Origin of the sequence: Mesorhizobium sp. M1066 (assembly GCF_040318635.1) — a bacterium.
In the GTDB taxonomy this organism is placed as follows: Bacteria; Pseudomonadota; Alphaproteobacteria; order Rhizobiales; family Rhizobiaceae; genus Mesorhizobium.
The window spans coordinates 259590-282542 of record NZ_JAMYMR010000005.1 but is presented as its reverse complement, the minus strand read 5'-3'; the positions used below and the strand labels follow the sequence as shown (position 1 = coordinate 282542).

At 62.2% G+C, this 22953-nt stretch carries 19 protein-coding genes; 12 read left to right on the top strand and 7 right to left on the bottom strand.

The features are described from left to right. Positions 1–25 precede the first annotated feature (25 nt). Both NKH52_RS10835 and NKH52_RS10830 read left to right on the top strand, forming a co-directional pair. A complete protein-coding gene (locus NKH52_RS10835; RefSeq protein ID WP_352730787.1) occupies positions 26–961 on the top strand; it encodes a glycosyltransferase family 2 protein in 936 nt (311 codons plus the stop codon). Positions 962–1083: 122 nt separating this feature from the next. Beyond that, on the top strand, positions 1084–1623 hold the full coding sequence (locus NKH52_RS10830; protein ID WP_352730785.1) for a sugar transferase: 540 nt from the start codon (positions 1084–1086) through the stop codon (positions 1621–1623). 15 nt (positions 1624–1638) lie between these two features. Here NKH52_RS10830 and NKH52_RS10825 read toward each other — a convergent pair whose 3' ends face one another. From NKH52_RS10825 to NKH52_RS10815, 3 genes are read right to left on the bottom strand one after another with little or no spacing between them, the layout of a single operon-like run. Beyond that, positions 1639–2574, bottom strand: a complete 936-nt coding sequence (locus tag NKH52_RS10825) for an NAD-dependent epimerase/dehydratase family protein (RefSeq protein WP_352730783.1) — start codon at positions 2572–2574, stop codon at positions 1639–1641. After that, positions 2571–3896 carry an O-antigen ligase family protein gene (locus NKH52_RS10820; protein ID WP_352730781.1) on the bottom strand — a complete coding sequence of 442 codons (1326 nt, stop codon included), beginning with the start codon at positions 3894–3896 and terminating at the stop codon, positions 2571–2573. Before NKH52_RS10820 ends, NKH52_RS10825 begins: the two co-directional genes overlap by 4 nt. After that, positions 3893–4126: a hypothetical protein gene (locus NKH52_RS10815; RefSeq protein WP_352730779.1), complete on the bottom strand. Its 234-nt coding sequence runs from the start codon at positions 4124–4126 to the stop codon at positions 3893–3895. The genes NKH52_RS10820 and NKH52_RS10815 overlap by 4 nt, the downstream gene beginning before the upstream one ends. A 258-nt stretch (positions 4127–4384) precedes the next feature. On the opposite strand from NKH52_RS10815, the gene cysD reads away from it, so the two are divergent. From cysD to cysQ, 3 genes are read left to right on the top strand one after another with little or no spacing between them, the layout of a single operon-like run. After that, positions 4385–5290 (top strand): sulfate adenylyltransferase subunit CysD, encoded by a 906-nt coding sequence (gene cysD / locus NKH52_RS10810; RefSeq protein WP_027035869.1) that lies wholly within the window; start codon positions 4385–4387, stop codon positions 5288–5290. A 2-nt stretch (positions 5291–5292) separates the two neighbouring features. Continuing rightward, positions 5293–7230: a sulfate adenylyltransferase subunit CysN gene (gene cysN / locus NKH52_RS10805; protein WP_352730777.1), complete on the top strand. Its 1938-nt coding sequence runs from the start codon at positions 5293–5295 to the stop codon at positions 7228–7230. Positions 7231–7240: 10 nt separating this feature from the next. Next, entirely contained in the window at positions 7241–8029 is a 789-nt protein-coding gene (cysQ, locus tag NKH52_RS10800) for a 3'(2'),5'-bisphosphate nucleotidase CysQ (RefSeq protein WP_352730839.1), read from the top strand. Between the two features lie 15 nt (positions 8030–8044). Here the strand turns inward: cysQ and NKH52_RS10795 are convergent, their stop codons facing one another. From NKH52_RS10795 to NKH52_RS10780, 4 genes are all read right to left on the bottom strand, one after another. Continuing rightward, positions 8045–9187 carry a DegT/DnrJ/EryC1/StrS family aminotransferase gene (locus tag NKH52_RS10795; protein ID WP_352730775.1) on the bottom strand — a complete coding sequence of 381 codons (1143 nt, stop codon included), beginning with the start codon at positions 9185–9187 and terminating at the stop codon, positions 8045–8047. Positions 9188–9435: 248 nt separating this feature from the next. Next, positions 9436–10359, bottom strand: coding sequence for a carbohydrate kinase family protein (locus NKH52_RS10790; protein WP_352730773.1), 924 nt, complete (start codon positions 10357–10359; stop codon positions 9436–9438). Next, complete coding sequence (locus NKH52_RS10785; RefSeq protein WP_352730771.1) at positions 10356–10802, bottom strand: RbsD/FucU family protein; 447 nt, start codon at positions 10800–10802, stop codon at positions 10356–10358. The genes NKH52_RS10790 and NKH52_RS10785 overlap by 4 nt, the downstream gene beginning before the upstream one ends. Next, positions 10802–12028, bottom strand: coding sequence for an ROK family transcriptional regulator (locus tag NKH52_RS10780; protein WP_352730769.1), 1227 nt, complete (start codon positions 12026–12028; stop codon positions 10802–10804). Before NKH52_RS10780 ends, NKH52_RS10785 begins: the two co-directional genes overlap by 1 nt. Positions 12029–12293: 265 nt before the next feature. Here NKH52_RS10780 and NKH52_RS10775 point away from each other — a divergent pair, with 265 nt between their 5' ends. The 7 genes from NKH52_RS10775 to glgA all read left to right on the top strand — a co-directional run bounded on the left by NKH52_RS10775 (position 12294) and on the right by glgA (position 22953). Beyond that, complete coding sequence (locus NKH52_RS10775; RefSeq protein ID WP_502898064.1) at positions 12294–13271, top strand: sugar ABC transporter substrate-binding protein; 978 nt, start codon at positions 12294–12296, stop codon at positions 13269–13271. 159 nt (positions 13272–13430) lie between these two features. Further along, on the top strand, positions 13431–14492 hold the full coding sequence (locus NKH52_RS10770) for an ABC transporter permease (RefSeq protein WP_352730767.1): 1062 nt from the start codon (positions 13431–13433) through the stop codon (positions 14490–14492). Continuing rightward, the gene (locus tag NKH52_RS10765; RefSeq protein WP_023808509.1) at positions 14468–15277 is read left to right on the top strand and encodes an ATP-binding cassette domain-containing protein; all 810 of its coding nucleotides are present in this window, start codon (positions 14468–14470) and stop codon (positions 15275–15277) included. Before NKH52_RS10770 ends, NKH52_RS10765 begins: the two co-directional genes overlap by 25 nt. A gap of 142 nt (positions 15278–15419) precedes the next feature. Next, positions 15420–17882, top strand: a complete 2463-nt coding sequence (locus NKH52_RS10760) for a glycogen/starch/alpha-glucan phosphorylase (RefSeq protein ID WP_352730765.1) — start codon at positions 15420–15422, stop codon at positions 17880–17882. 107 nt (positions 17883–17989) lie between these two features. Further along, positions 17990–20203: a 1,4-alpha-glucan branching protein GlgB gene (gene glgB / locus NKH52_RS10755; protein WP_352721804.1), complete on the top strand. Its 2214-nt coding sequence runs from the start codon at positions 17990–17992 to the stop codon at positions 20201–20203. A 35-nt stretch (positions 20204–20238) separates the two neighbouring features. Then, complete coding sequence (glgC, locus tag NKH52_RS10750; RefSeq protein ID WP_023808506.1) at positions 20239–21504, top strand: glucose-1-phosphate adenylyltransferase; 1266 nt, start codon at positions 20239–20241, stop codon at positions 21502–21504. A 3-nt stretch (positions 21505–21507) separates the two neighbouring features. Next, positions 21508–22953 (top strand): glycogen synthase GlgA, encoded by a 1446-nt coding sequence (gene glgA, locus NKH52_RS10745; protein ID WP_352730764.1) that lies wholly within the window; start codon positions 21508–21510, stop codon positions 22951–22953.

Sequence of the window (22953 nt, the reverse complement as noted above, 5' to 3'; positions counted from 1 at the left end):
CAGAATTCAGAAAGCGATCTTGGTCGTGAGCAAAGCAGATCTGCGCATCGCGGTCCTGATGGGCACGAAGGATGGCGCGGCCTTCATCGATGAACAGCTGCAGTCCCTGCTCGCGCAGTCGCACCCTCTGGTCGACCTGTGGATATCCGACGATGGCTCCGTCGACGGCACGACCGCCATCATCGAGACATGGAAATCCCGCTGGCGGCCCAAGGGTCGGATGACGCTGGTAGAGGGGCCGCGGCAAGGCTTCGCCGCCAATTTCCGCTCTATGATCGTCGATCGACGCATCGAGGCGGACTGCTATGCCTTCTGCGACCAGGACGATATCTGGGAGCCCGACAGGCTGGAGAGCGCTATCAGCTGGATGCGGACCCAGGATGCGAAAACCCCGCTGATGTTTTGTTCGCGAACCGCGACCATGACGGAAGCAGGAAGCCTTGTCGGCCATTCGCCGCTGTTTGCCCGGCCGCCAACCTTTCGCAACGCGCTTGTGCAAAGCATCGCCGGCGGCAACACCATCCTGCTCAACGTGGCGGCACGCGACCTGCTGGCCAGGGCCTCCACGCGGACCGGGTTCGTCAGCCATGACTGGTGGGCCTATCTCATCGTGACCGCCGCCGGCGGCATCGTCCGCTACGATCCGCGGCCGCTGGTGCGCTACCGGCAGCACGCGGCGAACCTGGTCGGCGCCAACGTGTCCTGGAAGGCAAGGGTGTCCCGGCTTGGCCGCCTGTTCAAGGGGGAATTCGCCGGCTGGACAGACCTCAACCTCGACGGTCTCGCCCTCAATCGCGACCTCCTGACCGAGGACGCGACGGCATGCCTCGACCTTTTCACCCGCGGGCGCAACGGCGGTCTTTTCCGGCGCTTGGCGGGCTTGCGCCAAAGCGGCGTCTATCGGCAGACCGTTTCCGGAAACCTGGGGCTCTATCTCGCTTTCGTCCTGGGGCGCATCTGAACATTGGCACGAGTGCGTGGCACGCTTGGTCAAAAGATCGGCTCATGCTACTTCGACCGGATCGACGGCATTTGCCTGCGGCGTTGCCTCGGGACTTCGGCAGGGAGCACTATCGGCCGTTCATGAAGGCAGCCAAGCAAATCTTCGATATTGCCGGTGCGGCTCTGCTGCTGGTGGCCACATCTCCTGTCTTGGCGCTCACCGTCCTTGCCGTTCGGGCATCGTCGCCGGGCCCGGCTATTTTTTCACAGGTGCGGGTCGGCCGTGACGGTCGGCCTTTTCGCTGTCACAAGTTGCGCACGATGTATGTCGGGACGCCGTCATTGCCCTCGCATGAGGCGCCTGCGAATTCCGTGACATCGGTTGGAAAGGTCTTGCGGAAGTTCAAGCTCGACGAGCTGCCACAATTCTGGAACGTCCTGAAGGGCGAAATGAGCCTGGTCGGGCCGCGCCCCTGCCTGCCGACCCAAACGGAGTTGATCGAGTGTCGCAGGCGGCTGGGGGTTTTGGCGGCGCTGCCGGGCATAACCGGCCTGGCCCAGATCAGGGGCATCGACATGTCTAACCCGGAGCTTTTGGCCGAAACGGATGCTGCCTACCTCCGCACCGCGTCGTTCTGGCTCGATTTTCGGATCCTGTTTGGAACGCTCTACCGAAGCTGATAGGTCACCAGGGAGTCAGGATCTACCGAGCCGCGCCAGCTCGGCCAGTCGCTCGACCGTGCGAGCTTCAGGCGTCCACCCCTGCGATACCAGCAGGGCAGGGTCGCATATCTGTGTCGCAGTCAGGCTGTCCCAGAACGCCCGCCTGCCGAGCGCGGCCACGACCGGCCGTATCAGGCCGGCCGGCACAGCCATCAGGCGCACAGGCCGCCCCAAACCTCTGCGAAAGGCGGCGATGATGGCCTCGACGGCGACCGGCGGCACATCGGCGCCGACGTAGATCGGGCGAAGCGGTCCGGAATGGCTGAGCAGGTGCGATACTGCTCGCACCGCGGCCTCGGAAGACATCAGCGAGCGGATTCCGGTCAAGGCACCCGTCGGCAGCGGCAGCGGCGTATCGGCAAGGCGCATCAGCGTTGCCAGATTTCCCCTCATGCCGCTTCCATAAACCGGAGGCAGGCGCAACACGGCGGCGTCCGAGCGGCCGTGTAGCGCGTAGGCGTCCAAAACCTTGATCTCGCCTTCGCGCTTCGAGCGTCCATAGGCGCATTGTGGGGCAGGAAGCGTGTCCTCGTCGATCGTTGCGCTGACGTGCGCGCCGATCACCGCTCGGATCGAGGAGAGATGGATGAAGCGTCCGCTTATCTGGGCGGCCGCTGCATGCGCCAGACTTGCGCTCAATTCCACATTGACCGCCCTGTAATCGGCTTCGGTTGCATTTCCCTGATCATTGTTGAGGCCGGCGCAATGGACGACGTCAGTCATATCCCGGGTCAGTTCCAGGAAGGCGGCGGCCGGCGCGTCGAAACCGGGCATCGGCACAGTCTCATTTTCCGAACCAAGCCTCTCGGGATGGCGGGAGGCGAGGCGAAGCTCGGCACCGGCTTCGCGAAGGTGGCGCACGACAAGACGCCCGATAAAACCTGTCGCGCCCGTGACCAGAACCTTCATGGCCTTGCCCGAAACAGCTCTTTGGTGATTACCGGAAGTGCTCGCTCTTCCATCACTGGTGCAAGTGCCTGCTCTTCCAACAAAGGAACATGGCGTCCGGAGGCGAGATATGTTCCGCTCACCAGGAAGACCATCAGCACCGAGTCCAGAATGTCATGGCCGACCAGGATGCCCGTCATTCCGGCCGTCAGATAGGTGATCACCACGACGACACTCATGGTGGCGCCGAACCGCTCGTTCGGATCGCTGCTGTTTCGCAAGACCCGGGCGGCATTTCCTGCGGCGACGATAAAGATCGCTGCCAGCGTCGCGGCGCCCAGAATTCCTGCTTGCACCAAGGCGGTCAGGAAGCCGTTGTGGAAATGGTTGAAGCCTGTGTCCATCGCGAACTGCTCATGAAAGCCCTGCTTGATCAGATGCTGGGTTGCACCCACACCGTGCCCGAACAGTGGCATGTCATGGAATGCTTTGAGGCCGATCTCCCAAAGCGCAACACGTATTCCCAGCGAGGTGTCGTAGTTGCCGCTGGCTCCAAGCGCACCCCAATCGGAGCGCAAAAAGTCGACCCGCCCGGATATCGCCTGGAAGCTGGAAGCGGCGATCACGACGCCGACCGCCGCCAGCAGCAGCAGCAGGCGAACGGCATTCCTGCCTCTGAGCCTGTGCCGGTTGATCAGCATGACGGCGATGCCGGCGATCAGCAGTGCCAGCCAGACGATACGCGAGCCGGAATAGATGACGGCGATCGTCCCGGCCAGTGCCGCGTAGAAGAGGGGTGTCCGGGCTTGCTCAATACCGGACAAGGCGCCAGCCACACACATGACCACGGCAAGGCAGACGACGGTTGCGAAGACGATCGGATTTCCAGCTCCCCCCTCGGCCCTGACGCCAATCCAATATTGCTGGATGACGGCCATGAGCAGCGCGACAAAGCAGGCGGCCATGCTGGAAAGCACGATGATGCGGGCAAGCGTGGTTTTCTGCGTGATGCTCCAGGTCGAATAGGACACGGGGAAAAACAGGAAGGTCACCAGCGGGATAAGATGCGGCGCATCCCGGGCGAACGAATTGTTGACGATGGAAGCCAGGAGATTGGAGGCGCAGTAGGCATAGATCGCGACCGTCATCCAGATCATGGGCCGGTCGGCGTTGAAGCGCCTTTTCCGTAAAGCAATCAGCAGGACTGACGAAAGGCCTCCGCCATTGAATACAAAGCTGACCACCGATCCCAGAACCGGTGGAAAAAAGAAGCAAAGGATGGAGAAGTAGTTGTTGATCCGCGAAGGCGTGAATTGCTGTCTCAGGGATGAAAGCCGGGTCAATTTTCGGGCTCGCTGTCTTCGGCAAGTTTCATGCGGCGGATCTGTTTAGCGAAGTTGAATACGCTCGCCTCGAAATTGCCCCATGCCTCATGATGCACTTGCCCGCTTCCCGAGGCTGGTATAGCGGCTGCCCCCCATTTTCGATAGTGTATAGGGCAGATTGCCACCGAAAATCGGCGGCAGGCGCGGGCCGACCAGAGGAAGTCCCTTGAAAGCCGCAACTGGTCCATTCAAGCAATATTTTCCCCGCGTTTTCTGGGCCGTTGAGCTTGCGGGCAGGAATTTCCGGGTTTGCCGGCATCTGTGGAAAATTCATTCTCGAACCATGTGCGGCCGGGCCAGTCTTGCATTGTTCTTGACAATGGCGATCTGCTAGAACGCCGGCACGAGAAAGATTGTCCAGAAACAAGGCTCGAACCGGGCGCGAAGAGCTCGATGATTTGAGGCAAGGTCTTCTGTTGGAAGATACGAAAGAACGCCCACGGCCCATGACAACAGCGCTTACGCATCTTCAGCGGCTTGAAGCCGAGTCCATCCATATATTCCGTGAGGTTGCGGCCGCTTTTGCCAAGCCGGTCATGCTCTATTCGGTCGGCAAGGATTCATCCGTGTTGATGCATCTGGCGATGAAGGCGTTTTATCCCGCCAAGCCGCCGTTCCCCTTTCTTCACGTCGACACGACGTGGAAGTTCCGCGAGATGATCGCCTTTCGCGATCAGATGGCGCAGAAACTCGGCTTCGATCTCCTGGTTCATGTCAACGAAGACGGCGTGCGCGACAACATCAATCCGTTCGACCATGGTTCGAACACCCACACCCATGTCATGAAGACCGTGGCGCTGCGCCAGGCGCTCGACAAATACGGTTTCGATGCGGCCTTTGGCGGCGCTCGTCGCGACGAGGAGAAATCGCGCGCCAAGGAGCGCATCTTTTCCTTCCGCAACGCCCAGCATGTGTGGGATCCGAAGAACCAGCGCCCCGAAATGTGGAAGATATTCAACACCCGCATCGCATCGGGTGAATCGATCCGTGTCTTTCCGCTGTCGAACTGGACCGAACTCGATATCTGGCAGTACATCCTGCAGGAAAGTATCCCGATCGTGCCGCTCTATTTCGCCAAGGAACGGCCGGTGGTGGAACGCGACGGCATGCTGATCCTGCGGGACGACGAGCGCATGAAACTGCGCCCCGGCGAGACAGTGGAGAACAGGCTGGTGCGGTTCCGCACGCTGGGTTGCTATCCGCTGACCGGCGCCATCGAATCGGATGCCGACACGCTGGAAGCCATCGTCGGCGAAATGCTGACGGCACGCACGTCCGAACGGCAGGGCCGCCTGATCGACCGCGATGAAGCCGGCTCGATGGAAAAGAAGAAGCGCGAGGGGTACTTTTGACCATGCGCCACATCATGGCAAAGAGCCTCGCTCCCACCGACGGCGTTCGCGACTATCTGGCTGCGCAGGAGAAGAAGTCGCTGCTGCGCTTCCTGACCTGCGGCTCGGTCGATGACGGCAAGTCGACGCTGATCGGGCGCCTGCTGTCCGACACCAAGCAGATTTTCGAGGATCAACTCGCCGCGCTCGAACGCGATTCGCGCAAGCATGGCACGACGGGCGACGACATTGATTTCGCGCTGCTGGTCGACGGTCTGGAGGCCGAGCGCGAGCAAGGCATCACCATCGACGTCGCTTACCGCTTCTTCGCCACACCGAAACGCAAATTCATCGTTGCCGACACACCTGGCCACGAGCAATACACCCGCAACATGGCCACCGGCGCTTCGACCGCCGACCTGGCGATCGTGCTGATCGACGCCCGGCAGGGGGTGCTTCGCCAGACAAGGCGGCATTCGATCATCGCCTCGCTGCTCGGCATCCGCCACGTCGTGCTGGCCGTCAACAAGATCGATCTTGTCGATTTCGATCAGGCGGTTTTCGACCGGATCGTCGAAGACTACGGGCAATTCTCGCGCGATCTCGGCTTCCAGACCATTGTGCCGATCCCAATGTCGGCCCGTTATGGCGACAATGTCAGCCGCCGGTCGGAAAGCATGGAATGGTATTCCGGCCCGACGCTGATCGAGCATCTCGAAACCGTGTCGGTCGACGAAGCGATGGTCGAACTGCCGTTCCGTTTCCCAGTCCAGTATGTCAATCGTCCCAATCTCGATTTTCGCGGCTTTGCCGGCACGGTCGCCTCCGGCTCGATTGCGCCCGGCGACGAGGTCGTTGTCGCCAAGTCCGGCAAATCCTCGCGCGTCAAGCGGATCGTCTCGTATGGCGGCGATCTCGCCCAGGCGGCCGCCGGCCAGGCCGTCACGCTCGTCCTCGATGACGAAGTCGAAATCTCGCGCGGCAACATGCTGGTTTCGCCTGCCGCACGGCCGCAAGTCGCCGACCAGTTCGCCGCCAACATCGTCTGGTTCGACGAGCATGCGTTGCTACCAGGCCGCTCTTACATCCTGCGCACCGAGACCGACCAGACCAGCGCCACCGTCACCGACCTGAAATATCGGATCAACGTCAATGACTTTGCCCATGAAGCGGCCAAGTCGCTCGAAATGAACGAAGTCGGCATCTGCAACATCTCGACGCGGACGCCGATCGCCTTTGATCCCTTCGCCGAAAACCGCACCACCGGCGCCTTCATCCTGATCGACCGCATCTCCAACGCCACGGTCGGCGCCGGCATGATCCTGCACTCGTTGCGCCGTGCCGAAAACATTCATTGGCAGTCGCTCGATGTCGGCAAGCGCGTGCGCGCCGACATGAAGAACCAGCGGCCCGCCGTGTTCTGGTTCACTGGGCTGTCGGGATCCGGCAAGTCGACCATCGCCAACCTGTTCGAAAAGAAGCTGTTCGCCACCGGCCGTCATACCTATATCCTGGACGGCGACAACGTCCGTCACGGTCTCAATCGCGATCTTGGCTTCACCGACGCCGATCGCGTCGAGAACATCCGCCGCGTCGCCGAAGTGGCGCGTTTGATGGCCGATGCCGGGTTGATCGTCATTGTTTCGTTTATTTCGCCGTTCAGCGCCGAGCGGCGCATGGCACGTGAATTGATGGCTGACGGCGAATTCGTCGAGGTGTATGTCGATACGCCTTTCGAGGAATGCGCCCGGCGTGATCCGAAGGGCCTCTATGCGCGCGCCCTGAATGGCGAGATCAAGAATTTCACCGGCGTCGATTCCCCTTATGAAGCGCCGGAAACCCCGGAGATCCATCTGCGGACACTCGGCAAATCGGCCGAAGAGATGGTCGACGCCCTGGAACACTGGCTGAACGAGCGCGACATTGCCGAAGACCAATACGATAGCGGCGGCGGCATCTGACGACAGGCTGATGCTCGAAATCTTCGAGCGCCTGGCCTTGTCGGCCGGGCGCGAGGTGATGCGCGTGTTCCACGCCGGCTGTGCGGTTGACCGCAAGTCCGACGCCTCGCCGGTGACCGAGGCGGACCGCGAGAGTGAAAAGATCATTCTCGCCGGACTGCGTGCCGCATTTCCCGATATCCCTTGCGTGGCCGAGGAAGAAGCTTCCGCCGGCATCGTGCCGCCCGACCTGGACGGGGCTTTTTTTCTGATCGATCCGCTGGATGGGACCAAGGAGTTCGTTAACCGCCGCACCGATTTCACCGTCAACATCGCGCTGGTTCGCAATGGCGTGCCGGAAGTCGGCGTCGTCTTTGCGCCCTGTACGGGGCGCTTCTTTTCCGGCCTGCCGGGAAGGGCGGAATCTCTCGAAATCGATGGCGATAACCAGATCGTCGGCCGCCGGCCGATCTCGGCGAGAACGGCCGCGACGCCCCTGGCCGTCGTCGCCAGTCGGTCTCACAACACACCGGAAACCGAGGCCTTTATTCGCGACCTGGGTGCCGCCGAAATCGTTTCGGTCGGTTCGTCGTTGAAATTCTGCCTTCTCGCCAGTGCCGAGGCTGATGTCTATCCGCGCTTCGGCCGCACCATGGAATGGGACACAGCGGCGGGCGACGCCATCCTGCGCGCCGCCGGCGGCATGACGCGCACGCTCGATGGCCAGCCTCTGGTTTATGGCAAGCGCAGGCAAAGCGACGACGAAGATTTTGCCAATCCGCATTTCATTGCCAGCGGCAGGGCTGCGGGCCCCGGCTGAGAAAGGCTCGGCAGCTTACTCCGCGGCGGCCTGCGCCGAATTCGAGCCGATATAGTTGCGGATCGTCTCGATGATGCGGTCCTGGTCGGCTTCGCTGAGATAAGGGTGCATCGGCAGACAGAGTATGCGCTTCGGCAGGTCTTCCGAAACGGCAAGGCCGCTCGGCGTGCGTGGGTAGTCGCGATAAGCGACCTGGGCATGCAGCGGCTTCACGTAGTAAATGACAGACGGAATGCCCTTTTCGCCGAGATGCGCCCTCAGCCCGTCGCGCTTGGGCGTCTCGATGGCGTATTGCGCCCAGGCCGAACGGGTGCCGTCCAGATTGCGGGCGGCGGTGACGATGTCGCCAAGCCCTTCGGCATAGCGTTTTGCCACCACCTGCCGGGCGATCATCTCGTCTTCCAGGATGGCCAGCTTCTCGATCAGGATCGCCGCCTGCAGCGTGTCGAGTCGCGAATTGATGCCAACGCGGACATTGTCGTATTGCGTCTCGCCCTTGCCATGGAAGGCGAAGGAGCGAAGCTGCTCGGCCAAAGCATCGTCATTGGTGAACATCGCGCCGCCGTCGCCGTAGCAGCCAAGCGGCTTGGCCGGATAGAAGCTGGTCGATCCGACATGGCCGAAAGCACCGCACATCTTGCCGTCGAGCGAACCGCCCATCGACTGGGCGGCATCCTCGATCACCATTAGGCCTTCGCGGTTGGCGATCGCCATGATCGCCTCGTAATCGGCGGCTAGGCCAAACAGATCGACAGGAATGATAGCCTTCGGCTTCAGCCTTCCTTCCTTCTTGATCATGGCGATGGCCGCTTCGAGGCTGGCAATGTCGATGTTGTAGCTATGCTGGTCGACATCGACGAACACCGGCTCGGCCTTGGCCAGTGCCACCACTTCGGCGGTGGCGGCGAAAGTGAAGCTCGGCACGAACACCGCGTCACCCGGGCCGATGCCGGCCGCAAACAGCGGCAACAGCAGCGCGTCGGTGCCGTTGGCGCAGGCCACGACATGCTTGGTGCCGATATAGGCGGCAAGCTTGTTCTCGAATTCGGTGACTTGCGGGCCAAGAATATAACGGCCTTCGTCGACGACACGGTCGATCGCGGCCTTCAGCCGGTCGCGGATTCGTTCGCGCTGCGCGCCAAGATCGATGAACTGCATGTCGGCCTCAAAACGGGTTAGCCAGATAATCGGCCGCTGGTACCAGAGTTGCGCTTGCCGAGAAAGCCGGGCAGGCGGAGCCCTAAATTGCCCAAGTGTCGCAGTTCGTTACCAGTATTTCCCGGCGAATGTCAGTCAGATGCCGGAAATCCGGGCTTCGTCGGGCGCCATCCCGCCCTCATAGCCCTGGAAAGAGCCCCTGCGAAACATAAAGTGATCGATTGGGCTCAGCTTATGTTGAGCGTTGCTCAGGCGATTTCATGTCGCCAGGGTGGATTGGCGCCGGCCCGCGACACGGTCACTGCCGCCGCCGTCGCGCCGAGCGCCAGCGCCTTGTGGATGGCGTCTTTCGACAAGCCGGAAATCGCCGCCTTGGTCAGCAGGCCCTGCTCATGCAAGGAGGCGAGGATGCCGGCGTTGAAGGTATCGCCGGCACCGACCGTGTCGACCACCTCGACCTTTTCCGGCATGACGGTGACGGCATGTTCCCTGGTATAGCCGACGGCGCCTTCGCTGCCATGGGTGACGACGATCAGCTTCGGGCCTCGATCCAGCCAGTTGCGGATGACATCCTCGTGCGAGCCGGCTTCGCCGAACCAGTTCAGGTCTTCGTCCGACAATTTCACGATGTCGGCCATCGCCATCATCGCGCGAATGCGCCTGAGGTGCTTGGCCTTGTCCGGTATGAAGTTCGGCCGGATGTTGGGATCGAGCATCATAACTCGACTTTCATGCTCGCGCCGCATGAATTCCTCATAGGCACTGCCGGCGGGCTCCGAAATCAGGCTGATGGCGCCGAACAGCATGGCTTCGATCTCGCTGCCAAGCTGCGGCAGGTCGTCGACGGTCAGCATGCGGCCGGCGGTGTTCTCGTCATAGAAAGTGTAGGTCGCCTGGCCGTTGGTGAGCTTGACGAAGGCCAGCGTCGTTGGCCGTGGTGAGGTGTGCGCATAGGTGGAGCTGACCTTGCTTGCCCCCAGCACATCCCGGAATTGGCCGCCGAACAGATCCGACGACAGGCCCGAAAAGAAGCCTGCCGGCGCGCCGAGCCGGCCAAGCGCGATCGCCGTGTTGAACACGGCGCCGCCGACGTAAGGCGCAAAGGCCGGCTCGCCCGCTGCCGTCGTGCGCGGCAGCATGTCGATCAGGGCTTCGCCGCAGCAGAGGATCATGGCTTCCTGGTCTCCGGCGGATGGATCACGCCCTTGCGGATGATGATGTTGGCGTAGAGCCGCGGCTCGCTGGTCGCGACGATGGCATGCGCCGATTTGACCCGTGCATAGAAGTCGGCGCCGGCCAGCGCAACCACCTTGCGGCCTGGCGCCCGTTTGGCGCAGGTCGCCTCGATCTCATGATGGACGGGATCGGCAAGCGAAGGATCGCCCTTGACCGAGGCGCGAAACAGCGCCTCCGGCACGGCGTCATCGACAGGCAGGACACTCAATATCGCGTCGAGTACGGGGATAAGAGGGTGACCGTCGGCCCGCACCAGCCGGGTCGCCTGCTGTTCCGCCGGATAGTTTCCGTCGACAAGGGCGATTTCGTCGCCATGCCCCATGCCGCGCAGGATCGCCAGAAGCTCCGGACCGAGCAGCGCCGGAATTCCGATCAGCATCAAGCGCTCCTGGAAATCGTCGTCGAGCCGATCAGGAAGCGTTCGGAAAGGGGCAGACTGGCGCCGCCGAGCGCCCGGGCGTGAATGCCGACGGTTCCCTCACGAATGGCGGGCAGCTTCAAGCCTTCGCCGTCGATCGTGGCGATGGCCGCAATGATGGCGTTGACCAGCCGGCGGCGCACCGCCTTCGGCATCCAACCGTCGATCACCGCCGCCTCGAAATCGATGACCGAGGATGCTGCGACGATGGCGTAGGCGAGCGCTTGCGAGGCGCTGGCGATCCAGTCGTCGAGCTCGGGTCCGATCTCGCCCCAGTCTTCCGGCGAGGTCCACAGATGCGAAGCCTCGATGCCGCGCGCATTGAGCGCCTTTTCGAGCATGGCGATGGAAGCGACATCGATCAGTTGGGTCGGCTTGCCGTCCGGCCCGGGCACCGGCATGGAGCCGAGCGCTCCGGCATTGCCGGTCGGGCCGCCAAAAAGCCGGCCATTCAGCACGATGCCGCCACCGGCAAAGGCGCCGATATAGAAATAGACGAAGTCACGCGCAGCGCCCGCCTGGCCGAAGACGAGCTCGGCGCCGCAAGCCGACGTGGCATCGTTTTGCAAATAGACCGGAAAATCGCATTGCGCCTGGATGTCGGCCCTGATGTCGCGGTGACGCCATTCGTCCATGACATCGCGCGGGGCGCCGGCGGTATCGGCCCAGTTCCACAATTCGAACGGCATGGCGATGCCGAGCCCGGCGATGCGCTTGTCTTGCGCGGGCGTCAGCGCGCCGCGCATCTGCCGCATGCCGTTGGTGACGAAGTCCACCGTCTCGCGCGGCGCCGGGTAGCGATAGGAATGCTGCAGCATCGAACGGACATGGCCAATGAAATCTATCAATACCAGTTCAGCGCTGCGGCGGCCGATCTTCAGGCCAATGAAGAAAGCGCCTTCGGGGTTGAGCGCCATCGGGATGGAAGGCTGGCCGATCTTGCCGCGCAACGGCGCCTGGCGCAGCAGGAGGCTTTCTTCCTCCAACTCGCGCATGATGACCGAAACCGTCTGCGCCGAAAGGCCGGTCATGCGGGCGATGTCGGATTTTGCCAGGCTGCCGTGCTGGCGCACCAGCGACAGCACCAACCGCTCATTGTGGTCGCGCATGCCGCTCTGGTTGGTGCCGCGGTGAATGAGACTGTCATTCACCTCGGGCGAACCGTGCCTCGCAATGGCCGTTTCCACCCTGTTCCTCCCGTCGTTCCCCTCAATGCTTTTGGGCCAGAATGGGTGAACGAAGCAAGGCTGTCAATAATAAATAAGAGTGATTTAATTATTGACAGGGGCTTCGTGCTGGTGTCTGTTGAAGCAGCGTCCACGCTGGGAGAATTTCGTTGGACGCGCTGCAGGTGCCGGTTGGCCGGCATCCGGATGGTTCCACTGGGAGGAAATCGTGACCAATACAAAACTGTTGAAATCGACCGTGTTTGCCGCCGCTGCTCTGGGGCTGATGGCGTTTGCGTCGTCCGCATCCGCGGCCGGTGTCGGTGCCTGCCTGATCACCAAGACCGACACCAATCCCTTCTTCGTCAAGATGAAGGAAGGCGCGACTGCGAAGGCCAAGGAACTCGGCGTCGACCTCAAGACCTATGCCGGCAAGATCGACGGCGACAGCGAGAGCCAGGTCGCGGCTATCGAGAGCTGCATCGCCGACGGCGCCAAGGGTATCCTGATCACTGCCTCCGACACCAAGGGCATCGTGCCGACCGTGAAGAAGGCGCGTGATGCCGGCCTGCTGGTGATCGCGCTCGACACGCCGCTCGATCCGATCGACGCCGCCGACGCGACCTTTGCGACGGACAATCTCGAAGCCGGCAAGCTGATCGGTGCCTGGGCAGCCGCCACGCTGGGCGACAAGGCGAAGGATGCCAAGATCGGCTTCCTCGACCTAACCCCTTCGCAGCCGACCGTCGACGTGCTTCGCGATCAGGGCTTCATGATGGGCTACGGCATCGACGTGAAGGATCCCAACAAGATCGGCGACGAGGACGATGCGCGCATCGTCGGCCACGACGTCACCAACGGCAACGAAGAGGGCGGCCGCAAGGCGATGGAGAACCTCCTGCAGAAGGACAACACCATCAACGTCATCCACACCATCAACGAGCCCGCCGCTGTCGGCGCCTACCAGGCGCTCAAGGCTGTCGGCCTCGAAAGCCAGGTGCTGATCGTCTCCGTCGACGGCGGCTGCCCCGGCGTGAAGTCGGTGGCCGAAGGTGTCATCGGCGCCACGTCGCAGCAATATCCGCTGCAGATGGCAGCGCTCGGCATCGAGGCGATCGCCGCCTTCGCCAAGGACGGAACCAAGCCGAAGCCGACCGAAGGCAAGAATTTCTTCGACACCGGCGTCAACCTCGTGACCGACAAGCCGGCTACCGGCGTGAAGTCCATCGACACCAAGGAAGGCCTCGCCAAGTGCTGGGGCTGATGCCGGTCTGACAGGCATCCAGGGATCCTGAGCGGTCGGGGCTTGATCCCCGGCCGCTTCGGGTGGACGATGGCTCGCGTGACCGCGAACAATCCCGGCAGCAGACCGGAAAGGCGTGGACTGGCGTCGGCGTTTGGCTGAAGCCTACGGGGAGTAAACATGGCTCAAGCTCAGGAATTCGAGAAGGTTCTCTCGAGCAGCGACACCAGCGTTGCTGCTTTTGACGAGCACAAATCGGCCGTCAAGCGCATCCAGCATTTCTTGCATTCGACGCCGGCCGCGGTGCCGCTGATCGTCCTGGTTCTGGCGATCATCGTCTTCGGCATCACCATCGGAGGGCGGTTCTTTTCGTCCTATACGCTGACGCTTATCCTGCAGCAGATCGCCATCATCGGCATTCTGGGTGCCGCACAGACGCTGGTCATCCTGACCGCCGGCATCGACCTGTCGATTGGCGTGATCATGGTGATTTCGGCGGTGATCATGGGCAATTGCGCGGTCAGCTACGGCATGCCGAGCGTGCTCGCCGTGGCGATCGGGCTTGCCGCCGGAGCGGCCTGCGGGCTGCTCAACGGGGTGCTTGTCGCCTACATGAAGCTGCCGCCCTTCATCGTGACGCTTGGCACCTGGAACATCGTCATGGCCACGAACTTCATCTATTCGGCCAACGAGACGATCCGCGACACCGATGTCGACACCCAGGCGCCGCTGCTGCATCTCTTTGCCATCAGCTTCAAGGTCGGCACGGCGGTGCTGACGCTCGGCGTCATTGCCACGGTCGTGCTCGTGATGATCCTCTGGTACGTGCTCAATCACACGGCATGGGGCCGCCATGTCTACGCCGTTGGCGACGATCAGGAGGCGGCGAAGCTGTCGGGCATCCAGACCAAGAAGGTGCTGATGACGGTCTACACCCTTGCCGGGCTGATCGCCGCTTTCGCAGCCTGGGTCTCCATCGGCCGCAACGGTTCGATCTCGCCGTCCGCCGCCGTCACCGACTACAATCTCCAGGCGATCACCGCGACGGTGATCGGCGGTATTTCCCTGTTCGGCGGACGCGGCTCGATCCTGGGCACGCTGTTCGGCGCGATGATCGTCGGCGTCGTCTCCATGGGCCTCAACATGCTGGGCGCCGATCCGCAATGGAAGGTGCTGCTCACCGGTGTGCTGATCATCGGCGCCGTGGCGGTCGATCAATGGATCAGAAAGGTTTCGGCATGACCACGACCCAGGAACCCATTCTCACCGCGCGTGGCCTGGTCAAGCGCTACGGCCGCGTCACCGCCCTCGACAACGCCGACTTCGACCTCTACCCCGGCGAAATCCTTGCCGTCATCGGCGACAATGGAGCCGGCAAGTCGTCGCTCATCAAGGCGATTTCCGGCGCGGCCGTACCCGACGAAGGCGAGATCCGGCTTGAAGGCAAGCCCGTCGCCTTCAAATCGCCGATGGAGGCCCGCGAAGCCGGCATCGAGACCGTCTATCAGAATCTGGCGCTGTCGCCGGCGCTCTCGATCGCCGACAACATGTTCCTTGGTCGCGAAATCCGCAAACCGGGTTTTCTGGGCGACTGGCTTCGTATGCTCGACCGTCCGGCGATGGAAAAGCGCGCCCGCGACAAGCTTACCGAACTTGGCCTGATGACCATCCAGAACATCAGCCAGGCTGTGGAGACGCTCTCGGGCGGCCAAAGGCAGGGCGTTGCCGTGGCGCGTGCGGCCGCCTTTGGCAGTCGTGTGGTGATCATGGATGAGCCGACGGCCGCCCTTGGCGTCAAGGAAAGCCGCCGCGTGCTCGAGTTGATCCTCGACGTCAAGAAACGGGGCCTGCCGATCGTGCTGATCTCGCACAACATGCCGCATGTCTTCGAAGTGGCCGACCGCATTCACATCCACCGGCTGGGCCGTCGTCTCTGCGTCATCGATCCCAAGCAATATACGATGTCCGATGCCGTGGCCTTCATGACCGGAGCAAAGGTTCCGCCCGAGGCAGCGTTGGCGGCTTGAGGCTCCGATGGCCCAAATTGCCGCAGGGTCAACCGGCCTCGCGGCAGTTTAAATCGATTGAAGATATGCCGAGATCAGCTAGCATGGGCTGGGAGGAATGGTGAAAGCCGGTATGATCATGGCAAATGCACGAGAAGGCGACATGGCAAACGCGATGACATCCAAAGCTCCCGTTCTCGAAACCCCCGATCCCAAGACGCTCGCCGACGAAGTCTTGAAGGCCCTCAAATACCGGGTAGGCAAGGGCACCAACGTCGCCACGCAACATGATTGGCTGACGGCCTCGATCAAGGTCGTGCGCGACCGCATCGTCGATCACTGGATGCAGGCGACGCAGGAGGCCTACGCCCAGCAGGAAAAGCGCGTCTATTACCTGTCGCTCGAATTCCTCATCGGCCGGCTGATGCGTGATGCCTTCTCCAATCTCGGCCTGATGGACAATATGCGCGAAGCGCTGAAATCCCTTGGCGTCGACCTCGACCTTATCGCCGGGCTCGAACCGGATGCGGCGCTCGGCAATGGCGGCCTCGGCCGGCTCGCCGCCTGCTTCATGGAAAGCATGGCGACCGTCGACATTCCCGCGCATGGCTACGGCATCCGCTATGCCAACGGTATGTTCCGCCAGGAGATCCACGACGGCTGGCAGGTGGAACTGCCCGAGACCTGGCTCGATCACGGCAACCCGTGGGAATTCGAACGCCGCGAACGCTCTTTTGAGGTCGGTTTCGGCGGTTCGGTGGAATCGATCACCTCGAAGGACGGCCGGCTCGAGCGCCATGTCTGGAAGCCGACCGAGCATGTGCTGGCCGTCGCCTACGACACGCCTGTCGTCGGCTGGCGGGCAAACCGCGTCAACACGCTACGGCTGTGGTCGGGCATGCCGATCGATCCGATCCTGCTGGACAAGTTCAACGCCGGCGATCACATCGGCGCGCTTGCCGAAAGCAACAAGGCAGATGCCTTGTCGCGCGTGCTCTATCCCGCCGACTCCCACAAGGCCGGGCAGGAATTGCGGCTCAGGCAAGAGTATTTCTTCTCCACCGCCTCGCTGCAGGACATCGTCCAGCGCCATCTGAGCCAATATGGCGACCTGAAGTCGCTGCCCGACAAGGCTGCGATCCACTTGAACGACACCCATCCCGCCATCGCCGTGCCGGAGTTGATGCGCCTGTTGATGGACGTCCACGGCATGGATTTCGATCAGGCCTGGGATATCACCAAGCGCACCTTCGGCTACACCAACCACACGCTGTTGCCCGAGGCACTGGAAAGCTGGCCGGTGCCGCTGTTCGAGCGGCTTTTGCCGCGCCACATGCAGATCGTCTATGCCATCAACGCTGAAGTGCTTCTGGAGGCTCGTGCCTCCAACCAGTTCTCGGACGAGCAGATCGGCCGCATCTCGCTGATCCAGGAAAATGGCGACCGCCGGGTGCGCATGGGCAATCTGGCCTTTGTCGGCTCGCACTCGATCAACGGCGTTTCGGCGCTTCACACCGACCTGATGAAGGAGACGGTGTTTGCCGATCTGCACAAGCTCTATCCCGATCGCATCAACAACAAGACCAACGGCATCACGCCGCGGCGCTGGCTGATCCAGTGCAATCCCGGGCTGACCTCGCTTGCCCGCGAGGCGATCGGCGACCACTTTCTCGACGACATCGACGCCATCAAGGATCTCGACGGTTTCGCCGGCGATGCCGCCTTTCGCGACAAGTTCGCCGCCGTCAAGCGCGCCAACAAGGCGCGATTGGCCAACCTCGTCGCCGACCGGCTCGGCATCAAGGTCGATCCTTCGGCGCTTTTCGACATCCAGATCAAACGCATCCACGAATACAAGCGCCAGCTTCTGAACATCCTCGAGGCAATCGCCCTCTATGACCAGATCCGCTCGCACCCCGAGCGCGACTGGATGCCGCGCGTGAAATTCTTCGGCGGCAAGGCGGCGCCCAGCTACCACAATGCCAAGCTGATCATCAAACTCGCCAACGATGTCGCAAAAGTCATCAACCGCGATCCGGCCGTGCGCGGTCTGCTGAAGGTGGTGTTCGTGCCGAACTACAATGTCAGCCTTGCCGAGATCATGATGCCGGCCGCTGACTTGTCCGAGCAGATCTCGACCGCCGGGATGGAAGCATCGGGCACCGGCAACATGAAGTTCGCACTGAACGGTGCGCTGACCATCGGCACGCTCGACGGTGCCAATGTCGAGATCAAGGAATGCGTCGGCGACGACAACATCTTCATCTTCGGCCTGACCACCGCCGAGGTCGCCGAGCGGCGCAACAACGGCTACGATCCGCGCGCCGTCATCGAAGGATCGCCCGAGCTGGCGCAAGCGGTCGCGGCTGTTTCGTCAGGCGTCTTCTCGCCGGACGATCCGGATCGTTACCGCGACCTCATCAACGGTCTCTACAACAGCGACTGGTTCATGGTCGCAGCGGATTTCGATGCCTATGCCGCCGCCCAGCGCGAGGTCGATGCGGTCTGGCGCAACAGTCCCGACTGGTACGCCAGGGCAGTCCGCAACGTTGCGCGTGTCGGCTGGTTCTCCTCCGATCGCACGATCCGCCAATATGCGAAAGAAATCTGGAACGTGCCTGTCTGATGTGATTGCATGAGGCCGCGAACAATGTGGTCCCGGTGATGTGATTTGAAAGTCGGATCACACCGCTAGGAAACGAATACTTGGTGCCCGGGGAGGGACACTGCCTGATGAAGAAGCCCCGCGCGACCGCTGCGACAAGCGGGCCGGACGGACTGGCGGCAGCCAGCGATGTTGCGGCGATTGTTGCGGGCACGCATGGCGATCCGTTTGCCGTTCTCGGTGTTCAGGAGGCTGGGAAGGGTTTTGTGGCCCGCTGCTTTGTTCCGAATGCCGAATTCGTCACCGCTTATACGCTGACCGGCACCATCGCGGGTGAATTGTCCAGGCGCGACGATGGCGGCTTTTTCGAAGGCAAGCTCTCGATCAAGAAGCGGCAACCGCTTCGCTATCACGCGCGCAATGCCGGCGGCGACTGGTGGCTGACCGATCCCTATTCGTTCGGTCCGGTGCTCGGGCCGATGGACGACTACTACATCGCCGAGGGATCGCATCTCAGGCTATTCGACAAGCTCGGCGCCCATGTCATCGAGCACGAAGGCGCCACGGGCGTGCATTTCGCCGTCTGGGCTCCCAATGCGCGGCGTGTCTCTGTGGTCGGCGATTTCAACGAATGGGACGGCCGCCGGCACTCGATGCGCGACCGCCGCGACACCGGCATCTGGGAGGTGTTCATTCCCGATATCGGTGCTGGCCGGCCCTACAAATACGAGATCATCGGCCCCGACGGCGTCAGGCTGCCGCTGAAGGCCGATCCGTTCGCCTTCAAATCCGAACTGCGTCCGGCCACCGCTTCGGTCGTTGCTGTGCCGCCGGCGCATGAGTGGGGCGATGAGGCGCATCGCAATTTCTGGCGCAATGCCGATCACCGGCGCGAAGCCATTTCGATCTATGAGGTCCATGCCGGTTCCTGGCAGCTTCGCGACGACGGTACGTTCCTGTCATGGGACGAGTTGGCCGACCGGCTCATCCCCTATGTGGTCGAGACCGGCTTCACCCATATCGAATTCATGCCGATCTCTGAACATCCCTATGACCCGTCCTGGGGCTACCAGACGACCGGCCTCTACGCGCCATCGGCCCGCTTTGGCGATCCGGACGGCTTTGCCCGCTTCGTCGACGGCGCCCACCGTGCCGGCGTCGGCGTTATTCTCGACTGGGTGCCGGCGCATTTCCCGGTCGATGAGCACGGCCTGGCCAATTTCGATGGCACCGCGCTCTATGAACATGCCGATCCGCGCAAGGGGTTTCATCCCGACTGGAACACCGCGATCTACAATTTCGGCCGCCGCGAGGTGGTGTCGTTCCTGGTCAACAATGCGTTGTTCTGGGCCGAGAAATACCATGTCGACGGACTTCGCGTCGATGCGGTCGCCTCGATGCTGTACCTCGACTATTCGCGCAAGGCCGGCGAATGGATCCCCAACGAGAAAGGCGGCCGCGAGAACCTTGAGGCGGTCAGCTTCCTGCAGAAGATGAACAAGGAGGTCTACGGCCACCATCCGGGCGTGATGACCATCGCCGAGGAATCGACCTCTTGGCCGAAGGTCTCGGCACCGGTGCATGAAGGCGGGCTGGGCTTCGGCTTCAAGTGGAATATGGGCTTCATGCACGACACGCTGGAGTATTTCTCCAAGGAACCGATCTTCCGAAAGCACCACCACAACGACCTCACCTTCGGCCTGACCTACGCCTTCTCCGAGAATTTCGTGCTGCCGCTCTCGCATGACGAGGTTGTGCACGGCAAAGGCACGTTGCTTGGCAAGATGGCCGGCGACGATTGGCAGAAGTTTGCGACGCTGCGCGCCTACTACGCTTTCATGTGGGGCTATCCCGGCAAGAAGCTGCTTTTCATGGGGCAGGAGTTCGCGCAGCGCCGCGAATGGAGCGAGGCGCGCGCGCTCGACTGGAACCTGCTTGAATTCCGGCCGCATCGCGGCGTCTGGCAGACGGTGCGCGATCTCAACTATCTCTACCGTTCGCGCCCGGCACTGCATGGCCGTGATTGTGAGCCGGAAGGGTTTTCCTGGCTGATCGTCGATGACAGCCAGAATTCGGTTTTTGCCTGGCTGCGCAGTGCACCGGGCGGCAGCCCGGTGGCCGTCATTTCCAATTTCACGCCGGTGCCGCGTGACAATTATCGCGTGCCGTTGCCGACGGCCGGCAAATGGCGCGAAATCATCAACACCGACGCTTCCGAATATGGCGGGTCCGGCAAGGGCAATGGCGGCATGGTCGAGGCACGGGCGGAGGGAGGAAGCATCTCCGCGACGATGCTTTTGCCGCCGCTGTCGACGATCATGCTTGAACTCGTTGCCGACTGAGCCATGTCGATATCGAGTAACTTGGGAGGGTAGAAATGGCAGACTTGAAACGGACCCAGCCGCTGGCGCGCGATGCCATGGCCTATGTATTGGCCGGCGGCCGTGGGAGCCGCCTCAGGGAACTGACCGACCGGCGTGCCAAGCCGGCCGTATATTTCGGCGGCAAGACGCGCATTATCGACTTCGCGCTCTCCAATGCTCTGAATTCCGGCATTCGCCGCCTTGGCGTTGCTACCCAGTACAAGGCGCATTCGCTGATCCGTCATCTGCAGCGCGGCTGGAACTTCCTGCGGCCCGAGCGAAACGAGAGTTTCGACATCCTGCCGGCCAGCCAGCGCGTCTCGGAAACGCAATGGTATGAAGGCACGGCCGACGCCGTCTACCAGAACATCGACATCATCGAGGCCTATGGGCCCGAATACATGGTCATCCTGGCCGGCGATCACATCTACAAAATGGACTACGAGATGATGCTTCGCCAGCACGTCGACGCCAATGCCGATGTCACCGTCGGCTGCCTCGAAGTGCCGCGCATGGAAGCCACCGGCTTCGGCGTCATGCATGTCGATGCCAAGGACAACATCATCGCCTTCGTCGAAAAACCCGCCGATCCGCCCGGCATTCCCGATAAGCCCGAATTCGCGCTGGCTTCGATGGGCATCTACGTGTTCAAAACCAAATTCCTGATGGAGCAATTGCGCCGCGATGCGGCCGAGCCGGGCTCAAGCCGCGACTTCGGCAAGGACATCATCCCCTATATCGTCCAGCACGGTAAGGCGATCGCGCATCGCTTCGCCAAATCCTGCGTCCGCTCGACCGCCGAGAACGAGGCCTACTGGCGCGACGTCGGAACGGTCGACGCCTATTGGGAAGCCAATATCGACCTGACCGACATCACGCCTGAACTCGACCTCTACGACCGCGACTGGCCGATCTGGACCTATGCCGAATTGAAGCCGCCGGCAAAGTTCGTGCATGACGAGGATGGCCGCCGCGGTTCGGCCGTGTCCTCGCTTGTCTCGGGCGACTGCATCGTCTCGGGTGCGTCGCTCAAAAGAAGCCTGATCTTCACCGGCGCGCGCATCAATTCCTTTTCGACGCTGGAAGAAGTCGTCATGCTGCCCGACGTTCATGTCGGCCGGAACGCAAAGTTGAAGCGCGTGGTCATCGACCATGGTGTTAGGATACCGGAAGGCCTGGTGGTCGGCGAAGATCCCGTCCTCGATGCCAAGCGCTTTCGGGTCTCGGAGAAAGGCATCTGCCTGGTCACCCAGGACATGATCGACAAGTTAGGGCTCTAACGCATGCAGGTTCTGTCGGTCACGCCCGAGATCTTTCCGCTGATCAAGACCGGAGGGCTTGCCGACGTGACCGGCGCGCTGCCCATTGCTTTGGCGGCCAAGGACGTGACCGTGCGCACGCTCATTCCCGGCTTTCCGACCGTCATGGCCGCCTTCAAGAAGAAGCGGGCGGTTCTGCAATATCCCTTGCTGCAGGGCGGCAAGGCCTCCGTCCATTCAGTCCAACTCGCCGGGCTCGAACTGTTCGTGCTCGATGCGCCGCATCTGTTCGACCGTCCCGGCGGTCCCTACGGCAACGCCACCGGCGTGGACTGGCCAGACAATTGGCGGCGTTTCGCGGCGTTGAGCCAGGTCGGCGGCGACATCGCCGGTGGCGCCATCTCTGGCTACCAACCCGACATCGTCCATGCCCATGACTGGCAGTCGGCGATGACCCTGGCCTATATGCGCTACGGCAAGGCGGTCGGCGTGCCATCGATTATGACTGTCCACAACCTCGCTTTCCAGGGCCAGTTCGGCGCCGCCATCTTTGGCGAACTCGGCCTGCCGGCGTCGGCAATGGCGCTCGACGGCGTCGAATATTACGGCGGCGTCGGCTTCCTCAAGGCGGGCCTGCAGGCCGCCTGGGCAATCACCACGGTCAGTCCGACCTACGCGCAGGAGATCCGCTTGCCGGAATTCGGCATGGGCCTCGACGGCCTCATCAACATGCGCTCCAGCGATCTCTATGGCATAGTCAACGGCATCGACACCGACATCTGGGATCCGGAAACCGACAAGCACTTGGTGTCCACCTATACGGCTAGCACGCTGAAGGCGCGCGCGCCCAACAGGGTTGCCGTGGAAGACCGCTTCAGCCTTGAGCGCGACGATAGCCCGATCGTCTGCGTCGTCAGCCGCCTGACCTGGCAAAAGGGCATGGATACCTTGGCGACAGCGGTCGATGGCATCGTTGCCACAGGCGCGCGCCTGGCCATCCTCGGCTCGGGCGATGCCGGCCTCGAAGGCGCGCTGCTTGCCGCCGCCGCCAGGCATCGCGGCCGCATCGGCGTCGTCGTCGGCTACGACGAGGGGCTGTCGCACATCATGCAAGGCGGCTGCGACGCCATCGTCATTCCCTCGCGCTTCGAACCGTGCGGGCTGACGCAGCTTTACGGCCTGCGCTATGGCTGCGTACCCGTGGTTGCCCGCACCGGCGGCCTTGCCGACACGGTAATCGACGCCAATGAGGCTGCCGTTTCGGCCGGCGTCGCCACCGGCTTCCAGTTCGCGCCCAACAATGGCGGTGCCTTGCTGCACGCCATCCGCCGCCTCGTCGACGCCCATGCCAGTCCGGCGGTCTGGGAATCATTGCAGCGCCAGGGCATGAAGGCCGATGTGTCATGGGACAAGAGCGCGGAAAAATATGTCGAACTCTATCGCTCTCTGCTTTCGAAAAGGGTTGCCTGA